Here is a 12,797-nt window from a genome sequence, read left to right on the forward strand (position 1 = left end):
ATTACAACAGACGCTGGACGAAAAGCCAGGTTTGTGGTCTCATAACGGACTATCGTGACCCTGTGCGAGTCCACCACCTCAACGCCGGGACCATGCGCATCCCGGGCGCGCCGATCGTCTCCCACGTGCTGCTCGCCGAGTCCGGGGACGGCCTCGTCCTCGTGGACTCCGGCTTCGGGCTGGCGGAAACCCGCGACCGGAGCCTCCTCGGCCCGGTCCGTCACGTCATGCGCCCCTCGTTCGACGAGGCCGAGACCGCGGTCCGCCAGATCCAGGCCCTCGGCCTCGACCCCGCCGACGTCCGTCACGTCGTCCTGAGCCACGCCGACCTCGACCACGCCGGAGGCATCGCCGACTTCCCGCACGCCCGCGTCCACCTCACCGCCGCCGAGGCCGACGCCGTCCTGCGCCCCCGCTGGTTCGAGCGCCGCCGCTACCGCGCCTCCCAGTGGTCGCACGGCCCCGACGTCGTCGCGCATCCGCCCGGCCCCCTCGAGTGGTATGGCTTCACCGGCGTCACCGAGATCCTCCCCGGCATCCTGCTCGTTCCCCTCCCCGGCCACACGCGCGGTCACGCGGGCGTGGCCGTCCGGGTGTCCGACGACGCCGCCGCCCCCGAGCGCTGGATCCTGCACGCGGGCGACGCCTTCAACCATCACGCCTACCTGACGGGCGCCCGGGTCCCCTTCCTGTTCTGGTGCCACCAGACGTTCGTCACCGACGACGGCGCGCTGGCCCGCACGCAGCACGCGCGCCTCGCCCGTCTGTTCGCGACGCACGGCGACACCGTCGAGGTGGTCTGCGCCCATGACCCGGCGCTGCTGCTGGCCCCTGCCGGCGCGCGGAGGGGACCACACCGGTGATCTCGGACCGATGCCGATTCATCCTGTGATGCTAGTCTCACTGTCGCAAATCGGGACATGCTGGCGCACACGAGGGGACTGCGGTGTCCGACGACACGACCGGTGACGACAAGCGGATCGAGCCGGACGAGCCCGGCGAGGCGGGCGAGGCGGGCGGCAGGGAATCCCTGCGCGACGTCGTCGAGGACGCGGGCCGGTCGTGGTGGACGCGCCGGTCGACCCTGATGGTGATGTTCGTCGTGATCGCCCTGGGCTTCGCGCTGGTCGCGGCCGCCCCGACGCTGATCGGCCGCCTCGGCGGCGGTGACCCGCAGGCCGGGGCCCAGGAATCGCCGCCGGCCCTGGCGTCCGTGCCCGCGGCGACGTCGTCCGGCGACGCCTCGGATCCCTCGGAACCGGGCGCGGCCCCGAGCGGCGCCGGGGCGAGCGGGCGGATCGCGGACGAGCCGGGGCGCTCGTCCGGCGAGGGCTCCGGCGACGGCGAGCGGGACGGGGGCGCCGGCGGTTCCGCCGGAGGTGACCGGGATGGCGACTCGTCCGGCGACGGAGCTGGTTCGGGCGGCGGCGACTCCGGCGACGGCGGTGGCGGCAGCGGCGGCTCGGAGGACTCCGGCGACCCGGACCCCGCCACCAACTCGGTTCCGGCCAGCGTCCCGATCTCCGGCGGCCAGGAGCGCGTCTGGGACCCGTGCGGCCTGATCCGGCCCGCCCTGAGCAGCCTCGGCGACGCCCGGCTGAACGCGGACCCGCACGGCGAGCTCGCCCGGTGCGACGTCGAGGTGGGTTCGGACACGGTCGAGGTCACCCTCTGGCGGGACTTCGGCGAGGACCCCTCGGGAACCCCGAGCAGCGTCGGCTCGGCCACGCTCTACGACGGCGACTGCGAGAACCAGATCGTCCCGGCGGGCGGCGACTACCGGTTCGACGTCGAGGCGGAGAACTCCGAGGCCTGCTCCGCGGTCGACACGGTGGCGAGGAAGGCGGCGTCCGTCGTCGGCGACGGCACGATCCCGACGCGGCGGGCCCCGGGATCGCTGTACACCAGGAGCGCCTGCGACCTGCCGAGCTCGAGCGCGCTGCGTACGGCCCTCACCGTCGACGACATCCCCGGCCCGAGCCGCCGGTTCGCGGAGTGGGACTGCGAGTGGGACGGCGACGACGACCGCTTCCTCCGCGTCATCTTCCAGCGCGACGACGCGGGCTCGGACGGCGACAGGCAGACCTATTCCGGCCGCACCGCCTACGTCCGCGGTGACGCCTGGGGCGAGGGCTGCCTGGTCGACGTCGTCGCGCGCTCCTACGCGAGCCCGGACGGCGACGGCCAGGTCCACGACCTGGCGCGCGTCCACCTGCGCGGCACGGACGACTGCGACGACGCCGTCACGGCGGCCAAGTCGGTCGCGGCCGCCCTCTGACCGGCCGGCGGCGCCTGGGCCGCCGGCCCGCCCTCGTAGCCGTGGGTCCTACGCCCGGCTTCCTCGTGGGCGCCGGGGCCACCCCCGCCGGGGCCACCCCCCGCCGGACCTCGTTGCCGGCGGGCCCTACCCGGCGGCGGAGCGCACCACCTCGCGCGGGGCGGGACGGCCGTACGTCGTCGTGCGCTCGGCCGCGGGGCGGTCGATGCCCGCGGCGATCTCCCGGAGCTCGGCGACCGTCTTGGCCGAGCCGTGCTCCGAGCCGGCCATGCGGGAGATCGTCTCCTCCATGAGCGTGCCGCCCAGGTCGTTGACGCCCGCCCGCAGCATGCGGCGCGTGCCCTCCACGCCGAGCTTCACCCAGCTGGTCTGGATGTTGTCGATCCGGCCGTGCAGCATGATCCGGGCCAGGGCGTGCACGGCGAGGTTGTCGCGCATGGTCGGGCCCGGCCGGGCCACCCCCGCGAGGTAGATCGGCGAGCTGTGGTGCACGAACGGCAGGGGCACGAACTCGGTGAACCCGCCGGTCTCGTCCTGGATCCGGGACAGCACGCGCAGGTGGTTCACCCAGTGCCGCGGGTTGTCGACGTGCCCGTACATCATGGTGGAGCTGGACCGCAGGCCCACCTTGTGCGCGGTGCTCACGACCTCGATCCAGGTCTTCGTCGGCAGCTTCCCCTTGGTGAGGATCCAGCGCACGTCGTCGTCCAGGATCTCGGCGGCGGTCCCGGGGATCGTGTCGAGCCCCGACTCGCGGGCCCGGGTGAGGAAGTCCTCGAAGTTCAGCCCGGTGCGCGACGCGCCGTTGACGATCTCCATGGGGCTGAACGCGTGCACGTGCATCCCCGGCACGCGCTCCTTGATGGCGCGGGTCAGGTCGAAGTACCCGGTGGCGGGCAGCTGCGGGTCGATCCCGCCCTGCATGCAGACCTCGGAGGCGCCCAGGTCCCAGGCCTCCTGGGCCCGGTCGGCGACCTGGTCGAGCGACAGCGAGTAGGCGTCGGCGTCGGTGCGCCGCTGCGCGAACGCACAGAACCGGCACCCGACGTAGCAGACGTTCGTGAAGTTGATGTTCCGGTTCACGACGTAGGTGACGTCGTCGCCGACGGCGTCGCGCCGCAGCTGGTCCGCCAGCTCCGCGACCCGCTCGAGCAGCTCCCCGTCGGCGGTCATCAGCGTGTACGCGTGCTCGTCGCTCAACCCACCCGGGTCCCGCTCGGCGGCGGCCAGCGCCGCCTTCCCCTCGACGCTGATGCCCGACGCCGCCGCCGCGCCCGGAACGCCGCCCCGCCGGCCGCTGCCCGACGCCGTCGACCCGGCAGCAGTGCCGCCGAGCATGTCATCTCGGTCGATGGTCACGGTTCCATCGACCGGGATGACATGGTCGCCGGACGGCGATGCCTCGCCTCGGCGGGCCATCTCCTCGCGGATCTCGTTCCAGTCGCCGTAGACGTGGTCGAAGTCCTCGCGGCGGTCGTTCGTGCGGCCCTCCGTGTCGACCGTCTCGTGCAGGTCCGTGCGGCCCGCCGCGGTGAAGCCGCCGTCCGGTTCCTGCCAGGCCAGGCCGGTGGGCCGGACGCCCGGGCGCGCCAGGCCGTCGTCGTCGGACAGTGCGGCGACGTGCGCGCTGATGCGCGGGTCGAGCCACGGCTCGCCCTGCAGCACGTACTGCGGGTGGACCGTGAGGCGCGGGCGGAGCGCGAACCCGCGGGCCTCGACGAGGTCGCGGAGGCGGTCGATCTCGGGCCAGGGGCGCTCGGGGTTGACGTGGTCCGGGGTGAGCGGGGAGATGCCGCCCCAGTCGTCGATGCCGGCGTCGAGCAGCATGGTGCACTCGGCGAGGTCCACGAGGTTCGGCGGGGCCTGGATGCGGGCCTTCGGGCCGAGCACGACGCGGGTGACGGCGATGGCGGCGCGGTACTCGTCGAGGGGGAGGTCGTCGGTGTGGCGCATGGCCGTGCCGGGCTTGGCGCGGAAGTTCTGGACGATGATCTCCTGCAGCGCGCCGTAGCTGCGCAGGTTCGCGCGCAGGGCGAAGATCGTCTCGGCGCGCTCGGTCAGGGTCTCGCCGATGCCGACCAGCAGGCCGGAGGTGAACGGGATGTTCAGGCGGCCGGCGTCCTCCAGGACGCGGAGGCGGACCTCGGGGTCCTTGTCGGGGGAACCGTGGTGCGCGAGGCCCTTGGTCTCGTACAGGCGGCGCGACGTCGTCTCCAGCATCATGCCCATCGACGGCGAGACGGGCTTGAGCCGGTTCAGCTCCTCCCAGCTCATGACGCCGGGGTTGAGGTGGGGGAGCAGGCCCGTCTCCTCCAGCACCCGGATCGCCATGGCGCGCACGTAGGCGAGCGTGGAGTCGTAGCCGCGCGACTCCAGCCACTCGCGCGCCTCCGGCCAGCGGTCCTCGGGCCGGTCACCCAGGGTGAACAGGGCCTCGAGGCACCCGAGCTCGGCGCCGTCGCGGGCGATCTGCAGGATCTCGTCGGGGGAGAGGTAGGGCTCGCGGCCCTCCCGGGCGCCCTGCGCCGGGGTCTCCACGAACGTGCAGTAGTGGCACCGGTCCCGGCACAGCCGGGTGACGGGAACGAACACCTTCGGCGAGTACGTCGTCGTCGCCGGGCGGCCCGCGGCGACCAGCCCCGCGTCGCGTACCCGGGCGGCCACCGCGCACAGCCGGTCCAGTTCCTCGCCGCGGGCCGCGAGCAGCGCGGCCGCCTCGGCCACGTCCAGCGCCGCCCCGCGCTCGGCCCGGACCAGGGCCCGGGTGACCTGCCGCGCCGTCGGCGGTGCCTCGGGCACGCCCAGCGGAACGGTCGTGGATCTCACCGTCTGCACGTCATCCATGGTCGGTCACACTATGCGCTCCGAGCTGCCGATGTCCCCGCCCCGGTGCCGCCGCGACACGTGAAAACATCACAGCCGCCCGGGGAATACGCGCCCGTGGTCCGGCATCACCCACGACCGGGGCGGGGCGGCGGCGGCAGTTCCACGGCGCGCACCCGGAGCGCCTGGTCCACGCGGAGGAACTTCATCGCCGGGTCGGTGGCGTCCGGCATCCCGGTGGTCGCGAGCGGGACGATCTCCGGCCGGTCGACGCGGTAGCGCCTGCCCCCCGTCTCCAGGACGGCCGACCCGGCGGCGCGGAGGTTGCGGAGCCAGTCGACGTCGGTGCCGTACGGGAGGGCGATCTCGAAGCCGCCCTCGCAGCGGCTCGGGCCGAGCGGGGTCACGTACTCGCGGCCGCTGGTGCGGCCTCGGTGGTGGAGCAGGCCCCGGTTCGTGGAGCCGGCCTTTCCGGCGGTGCGGAGCTGGAGCTTGTTCGTCGCGCTGCGGTTGAAGTGCCGCACGGCTCGCAGCATCCGCGGATTCTTCGTGCGCATCGCGGTGAGGATGAAGCCGATCCCGAGTAGCACGGCCAGTACGAGAGCCCCGGCGAGCCAGGCCAGAACGGTCAGGAAAGTAGTCATCGGTTCTTCCCTCCACGGATCAGGAACCAGACCCCGAGCCCGACCTCGCCCACGACGGACGTGACCGAGACCAGTCCGGTCAGGACGGTGAGCAGCGCGGCGCCGTCGGCCACGAACAGCCGCGCGACGCCGTCGGCCGCGTACGCGAACCCGGCCACGAGGATGATCGCGCCGAGCCAGGCCGGCGTGCCGGCGTCGCGCACGACGAGCGTCCCCAGCACCACGAGGTGCGCGGCGAAGACGACCAGGCCGAGCTGCCAGGTGGAGGTGAACTGCCCGAGCGCCGCCTGCGCGGCGTCGTCGGTACCGCCGTCGCGGGCGACGGCGAGCGCGGTGACGAGGTGCCCGACGGCGGCCACCAGCGTGGCGGTGTAGGTGACGCGCAACCAGCCCGCGAGGGCGGCCAGCTCGCCCCGGGAGCTCCCGAACCAGCGCCACAGGGCCCAGGCGAGAACCACGTCGAGCACCGCCACGACCAGGAACGCGGTGATCGCCAGCCCGAGCAGCGGGCCCGCGCCCGTGATGCGGTCCACGGTTCCGGCGGCGCCGTCGCCGGCGAGGTTCGTGACGGACACGGCGGCGAATCCGCCGGCGACCGCCATGGCGAGGGTCGAGACGCCCGCGGTCAGGGCGACGTCGCGCGGGGGCGCGGACAGGGGGACGACAGGTGGTGCGGTGCCGGTCATGGCAGCAGCCTTCCGCTGGGGTTTACGTTGTAAACATGATTACAGTGTAAACACGGCCGCCGCAAGGGTTCGGAGGGGTGAAGACACAATGGGTCACGTGCACGAGAAGCCGAGCGAAGCGCAGCCCCGTCGTCGTCCCCTGAACCGCGAGCGGGTACAGGCCGCCGCCGTCGAGGTCGCCGACCGCGACGGCCTGAAGGCCGTCACCATGCGTTCGGTCGGCGCGCTGCTCGGGGTCGAGGCCATGGCCCTGTACCGGCACGTCTCCGGGAAGAACGACCTGCTCGACTCGCTCGCCGAGGTGGTGATCGGCGAGATCAACGACGCCTGCGCCGCCCTGCCGGCCCCGCCCGACCCCGCGGCCTGGCGCGCCCGCCTCCGGGCGCGCATCCTCACCGCCCGCGCCACCCTCCTCAAGCACCCCTGGGCGCCCGCCCTGATCGGCAGCCACGGCACCATGGGCCCGGCGTTCCTGCGCTACATCGACGAGTTCGGCGCCATCCTGGCCGACGGCGGGTTCACCCTGGACACCATCCACCACGCGCTGCACGCCTTCGGCCCGCGCGCACTCGGCTTCTCCCCGGAGCTCTTCCAGCCGGGCGCCCCCGCCGTCGAGGAGATGGGCGACGACGAGGAGGCGGCGCTCGCCGAGCTGGCGGCGCTCGCGGACGAGTACCCGTTCGTCGCGCGGCTCACCGAGCACCTTGCCCACGAGGCGAGCACCACCCTGGGCTGGTGCGACGACCAGGACGAGTTCGAGTTCGGCCTCGACGTCATGCTGGACGGCCTGGAGGGGCGCCGCGGGTGACGGCCCGGCACGGTTTCCGGGGTCCCGGACTTACCTCAACTTAACCGCTTCACAATCGTTCGCCGCGCGGCTACGTTGAGGCATCGTTCAAGTCCACGGCACGCACGCACGGGCGCGGGCGTGTCTCATGACCCCAGGAGGTTCGAGGATGAACCGCACCACCCGCCGCACGTCGGCGGTCGCCAGGGCGGTCGCCGCCGCGGTGACCGTGGCGACGCTCGCGGCACCCCAGGCGCTCGCGGCGCCCGGCGACGGGGCGGCCGACGCCGACCCGGCCGCGACCGCCGCGACCGCGGTCGACCTCGTCGACGCCCGGGCCACCCCGGAGACCCGCAGCCTCTTCGCCTACCTGCGGGACATCCGCGGCGAGGGCATGCTGTTCGGCCATCAGCACACCACCAACTACGGCGAGACGTTCACCGAGGCGGAGGCCGACGGCGTCCGCTCCGACGTGCTGGCCGCCACCGGCGACCACCCCGCCGTCTTCGGCTTCGACACGCTGATCATCGAGGGCCGCGAGCGCCCCGGCAGCACGAGCAACACGCGCGAGGAGAACGCGCTGATCCTGGCCGGCAAGATCCGCGAGGCGCACGACCTGGGCGGCATCAGCACCCTGTCGGTGCACATGGAGAACTTCGTCACGGGCGGCGACTTCTACGACACCGGCGGCGACACCCTGCGGGCCATCCTGCCCGGCGGCAGCCACCACCAGGACCTGGTCGACTACCTCGACACGATCGCGGTCGCCGCCGACGGCGCGGTCACGGCGGACGGCACCCCGATCCCGGTGGTCTTCCGCCCCTTCCACGAGAACGGCGGCTCCTGGTTCTGGTGGGGTGCCGCGTTCGGCACGCCGGGCGAGTACCAGGAGCTGTACCGCTTCACGGTCGAGTACCTGCGGGACGTCAAGGGCGTGCACAACTTCCTGTACGCGTTCTCGCCGGGCGGCGGGTTCGGCGGCGACGCGGAGACGTACCTGCGCACCTACCCGGGCGACGACTTCATCGACCTGCTGGGCGTCGACACGTACGACTCGACCGGGGCGTCGGAGGCGGGCCTGACGGGCATCACGCAGGACCTCGCGATGATCGCGGACCTGGCCGACGAGCGCGGCAAGGTCAGCGCGTTCACGGAGTTCGGACTGTCCGGCGGCGTGCGGCCGGACGGCGAGAACGCGAACCCGCGGTGGTACACGGCCCTCCTGGACGCGATCCACGCGGACCCGGCGGCGTCGCGCAACGCGTACATGCTGACGTGGGCCAACTTCGGCGGTTCGACGACGCCGTACACGCCCACCGAGGGCGAGATGCTCGCGGACTTCCGGGCGTACCACGACGACCCGTACAGCTGGTTCGCCGACGACGTCGCGGGCGCCTTCACGGCCGAGACCGACCCGGCGCCCGAGACCGCCACCGTGCACCTCGCGTCGCCCGCCCCGGGCTCGCGCGTCGCCACGGGCCCGGTGACGTTCCGGGCCTCGATCCGCGACGCCGCCGCGGACGGCGCCCACGTCACGGTCGGTGACACCCGTGTGACCCTCACGCCGCCGTCGGGCGCCGGCTCCCTGTGGTGGACCGGTGCCTGGGACGTCCCGGCCGAGCTGCTCGACAACTCGACGCGCACGGTGACCCTGACCGTCACGTCGGGCGGCGCCGTCGTGCACACGCGGGAGGTGCCGGTCGTGTTCGGCCCGGCGCCGTCGTACGGCCCCGGCGTCGTCGACGACTTCGAGGGGTACGGGGACGACGACGCCCTGGCGGCGCAGTACGTGCGGTACGGCGCGAACGAGCTGGACCTCGTCACCGCGGCGGACGGCCCGGTGGGCGAGGGCGAGCAGGCGGTGCGGATGAGCTACGACTTCGCGACGCAGGGCTACACCGGCTTCGGCCGCCAGGTGGGCGCGGACTGGAGCGGCAACTGGGCCTTCCAGGCGTGGGTGGACCCGGACGCGTCGTCGAACAAGCTGGTGCTGCAGATGGTGGCGGGCGGCGTCTCCTACGAGGCGTACCCGTCGCTGGCGGGTGACGAGCCGTACCTGGCGACCATCCCGTTCGCGGACTGGCGCCCGGCGCCGTGGGACACCGCGCACGCGGACCGGCGGGTGTCGCAGGAGGACCTGGCGGACGTCACGCAGTTCAACGTGTACGTCAACAAGAACGAGACCGGCGCGGCATCGGGCGCCGTGGTGCTCGACGACGTGCGGGCCGTCGAGGGCACGCCGCCCCCGCCGCGCTACTCGGACGTGCCGCGGGACCACGAGTTCTACGACGAGATCGAGTGGTTCTCGTCCGTGTACGACGGATGGGGTACGGACGGGCGCTTCAAACCGCGCGAGATCGTGTACGGCGAGGAGTTCGCGCGCGTGCTGCGGGCGTACGACGCGGACGCGGACGTGCCAGGGATCGAGCACTGGCACCCGCGCTGGGCGGTCGCGCGGACGCTCTGGGAGCTGTACGGCTCGCCGGAGCCCGAGGGCGGCCCGGCGACGTACTCCGACGTGCCGCGCGAGGCGCGGACCGCGGTCGCGTGGGCGGTCGAGGCCGGGGTGATCGAGCCGTACTCCGACCAGGTGTTCGGCGCGTGGTTCCCGCTGAAGCGGCAGGAGGTCGCGGTCTACCTCTACAACTACGACCAGCTGCCGCCGCCGCTCGTGCCGGAGACGCTGTTCGACTTCGCGGACGGCGCGCAGGGCTGGTACCCGCTCAACGGCAACGGGACGACGACGCCGTCCGGCGGCGCGCTGACCGCGGAGTTCGGCGCCGGCGGTGACTGGCTCGGCGTGACCGGGGCCTGGGACCTGACCGGCCGGACGGCGCTGACGTTCGACGCCGTGGCGACCACCGGGTTCGACGCGAAGGTCGCGCTGCAGCTCGGCCGCGACTGGACCTGGTGCGAGACGGGCTACACGGGCTGGACCTCGCAGCCGGGCACGGTCACCGTCGACCTCACGACGATGTCCGCCGACTGCCGGGCCCTGCTCGGCGACGTCAAGGCGATCAACGTCTACCTCAACGAGGGCACCCACACGGTGGACGACGTGGGCGTGAGCTGACCGGGAACCGACCCCGTACGGGCGGGCGCGAGGCCGAGGCCTCGCGCCCGCTTTTGCCGTGTCCGGAAGGGTTCCCACGGTGGGTGAAGTCGGCTAAAGTCACGAACTGACAGGTTAGTAAGCTACTTGCCCCGCAGTGTGGCGGGGATGAGGAGTTGCCATGAGGTACAGATCGAAGGGGATCGCGCTCGCCGTGGCGGCGGCCCTGCTCTCCGCGCCCGCGCTGCTCGCCCCGGGGGCAGCGGCCGGCCCGCTCGCCGGCGGGAGTGCTGCCGCACAGGCAGGGCAGGCCACCGCCGTGGCGAACGCCGCCGCCGCGTGCTCCACGTCGAACGCCGCGCAGGGCAAGCCGGCCACGGCGTCGTCCACCGAGAGCGCCGCCTTCCCGGCGTCGGCCGCGTTCGACGGCGATACCGGCACGCGCTGGTCGTCGTCGTTCGCCGACAACCAGTGGGTCCGCGTCGATCTCGGGACGCGGCAGGAGATCTGCGGCGTCGACCTGAGATGGGAGGCCGCCCACGCCAGCGTCTACGAGATCCAGGTGTCCGACGACGGCGCCGCGTGGCGCACGCTCCACCGGGTCACCAACTCCACGGGCGGCACCGTGTCGCACGCCGTGTCCGGTTCGGGCCGTTACCTGCGCGTCCTGGGCGAGCAGCGGGCCACGCAGTGGGGAGTCTCGCTGTGGGAGGTCGCGGTGCACACCGGTGACGGCACGACCACGCCGCCGCAGGGCGGCGGTGACCTCGGCCCGAACGTGCACGTCCTGGACCCGTCGATGACGAACATCCAGGCCCAGTTCGACGCCGCCTTCGCGAAGATGGAGGCCAACCAGTTCGGCTCCGAGCGGTACCAGTTCCTGTTCAAGCCGGGCACGTACAACAACCTCAACGCGCAGATCGGCTTCTACACCAGCGTCTCCGGCCTCGGCAAGAACCCGGACGACGTGCGGCTCAACGGTGACATCACCGTCGACGCCGGCTGGTTCAACGGGAATGCCACGCAGAACTTCTGGCGGTCGGCGGAGAACCTCTCCATCAACCCGGTCAACGGCACCAACCGCTGGGCCGTGGCCCAGGCCGCGCCGTTCCGCCGCATCCACGTGACCGGCGGGCTGAACCTCGCCCCGGCCGGCTACGGCTGGGCGTCCGGCGGCTACATCGCGGACTCGAGGATCGACGGCACGGTCGGCCCGTACTCGCAGCAGCAGTGGTACACCCGCGAGTCGTCCGTGGGCGGCTGGACCAACGGCGTCTGGAACATGACGTTCACCGGCGTCGAGGGTGCCCCGGCGACCAACTTCGGCAACGGCGGGCCCTACACGACCCTCCAGACCACGCCCATCTCCCGCGAGAAGCCGTTCCTCTACCTGGACGGCGACCGGTACGCGGTCTGGAACCCGGCCGAGCGCACCGACGCGCGCGGCGTCAGCTGGCCCGCCAACGCGGGCGGCGAGTCCATCCCGCTCACCGAGTTCTTCGTGGTCAAGCCCGGCCACACGGCGTCGGACATCAACGCGGCGCTCGCCGCGGGGATGCACCTGCTCATCACGCCCGGCGTCTACCACCTCGACCGGACGATCCAGGTCACCCGGCCGGACACGATCGTGCTCGGCCTGGGGCTGGCGACGCTCATCCCGGACGGCGGCGTCGACGCCATGCACGTGGCCGACGTCGACGGCGTGCGCCTGGCCGGCTTCCTCGTGGACGCCGGGGCGCAGAAGTCCGAGAACCTGCTGCGGATCGGTGAGCCCGGCGCGTCCGCGGATCACAGCGACAACCGGATCACCGTGCAGGACGTGTTCGCCCGCGTCGGCGGTGCCGGGCCGGGCCTGGTCACCAACGCCGTCGTCGTCAACAGCGACGACGTGCTCGTGGACCACACCTGGATCTGGCGGGCCGACCACGGCGAGGGCGTCGGCTGGGAGACCAACCGGTCCGACTACGGGTTCGTCGTGAACGGCGACGACGTGCTCACCACCGGCCTGTTCGTGGAGCACTTCAACAAGTACGACGTGCTGTGGAACGGCGAGCGCGGCCGCACGATCTTCCTGCAGAACGAGAAGGCGTACGACGCGCCGAACGCGGCGGCCATCACGCACGACGGCATCGTGGGCTACGCGGCCTACAAGGTCGCCGACCACGTGCAGACGCACGAGGCGTGGGCGCTCGGGTCCTACTGCAACTACACGTCGGACCCGTCGATCGTGCAGCACCACGGGTTCCAGACGCCGGTGCGGGCGGGCATCAAGTTCCACCACGTCCAGGTGGTCTCGCTCGGCGGCATGGGCCAGTACCGGCACGTCATCAACGACACGGGCGCGCCGACGTCCGGCACGAGCACGATCCCGTCGAAGGTGACCGAGTTCCCCTGACGGGCAGTCCGGACCAGCGCACGCCGCCGAGGCAGTACCCCCACCAGGGGTGCTGCCTCGGCGGCTTGTGTGTGGGCAAGGGGCGGATGTGGGTAGGCTGGGGCCGGTCGGATTAAGGCTGTTAAATCGCTG

The 12,797-nt window shown here is 72.8% G+C and carries 8 protein-coding genes; 5 read left to right on the forward strand and 3 right to left on the reverse strand.

What is annotated here, in order from left to right; all coding sequences use genetic code 11:
* Positions 1-62 precede the first annotated feature (62 nt).
* Positions 63-863: an MBL fold metallo-hydrolase gene (locus ABD208_RS08990; protein ID WP_344101730.1), complete on the forward strand. Its 801-nt coding sequence runs from the start codon at positions 63-65 to the stop codon at positions 861-863.
* An 83-nt stretch (positions 864-946) separates the two neighbouring features.
* Positions 947-2,278, forward strand: a complete 1,332-nt coding sequence (locus tag ABD208_RS08995; protein ID WP_344101732.1) for a hypothetical protein — start codon at positions 947-949, stop codon at positions 2,276-2,278.
* A 126-nt stretch (positions 2,279-2,404) separates the two neighbouring features.
* Here the strand turns inward: ABD208_RS08995 and ABD208_RS09000 are convergent, their stop codons facing one another.
* From ABD208_RS09000 to ABD208_RS09010, 3 genes are all read right to left on the reverse strand, one after another.
* The gene (locus ABD208_RS09000; protein WP_344101734.1) at positions 2,405-5,122 is read right to left on the reverse strand and encodes a bifunctional FO biosynthesis protein CofGH; all 2,718 of its coding nucleotides are present in this window, start codon (positions 5,120-5,122) and stop codon (positions 2,405-2,407) included.
* A gap of 107 nt (positions 5,123-5,229) precedes the next feature.
* Positions 5,230-5,745, reverse strand: coding sequence for a PNPOx family protein (locus ABD208_RS09005; RefSeq protein ID WP_344101736.1), 516 nt, complete (start codon positions 5,743-5,745; stop codon positions 5,230-5,232).
* Entirely contained in the window at positions 5,742-6,431 is a 690-nt protein-coding gene (locus tag ABD208_RS09010; RefSeq protein WP_344101738.1) for a DUF4386 domain-containing protein, read from the reverse strand. The genes ABD208_RS09005 and ABD208_RS09010 overlap by 4 nt, the downstream gene beginning before the upstream one ends.
* Positions 6,432-6,528: 97 nt before the next feature.
* Between ABD208_RS09010 and ABD208_RS09015 the strand changes: the two genes are divergently transcribed.
* From ABD208_RS09015 to ABD208_RS09025, 3 genes are all read left to right on the forward strand, one after another.
* Positions 6,529-7,239, forward strand: coding sequence for a TetR/AcrR family transcriptional regulator (locus ABD208_RS09015; protein WP_344101740.1), 711 nt, complete (start codon positions 6,529-6,531; stop codon positions 7,237-7,239).
* A 148-nt stretch (positions 7,240-7,387) separates the two neighbouring features.
* The gene (locus ABD208_RS09020) at positions 7,388-10,291 is read left to right on the forward strand and encodes a glycosyl hydrolase (protein ID WP_344101742.1); all 2,904 of its coding nucleotides are present in this window, start codon (positions 7,388-7,390) and stop codon (positions 10,289-10,291) included.
* Between the two features lie 160 nt (positions 10,292-10,451).
* Positions 10,452-12,665 carry a discoidin domain-containing protein gene (locus tag ABD208_RS09025; protein WP_344101744.1) on the forward strand — a complete coding sequence of 738 codons (2,214 nt, stop codon included), beginning with the start codon at positions 10,452-10,454 and terminating at the stop codon, positions 12,663-12,665.
* The last annotated feature ends 132 nt before the right edge of the window (positions 12,666-12,797 follow it).

Source organism: Myceligenerans crystallogenes (assembly GCF_039529775.1).
In the GTDB taxonomy this organism is placed as follows: domain Bacteria; phylum Actinomycetota; class Actinomycetes; order Actinomycetales; family Cellulomonadaceae; genus Myceligenerans; species Myceligenerans crystallogenes.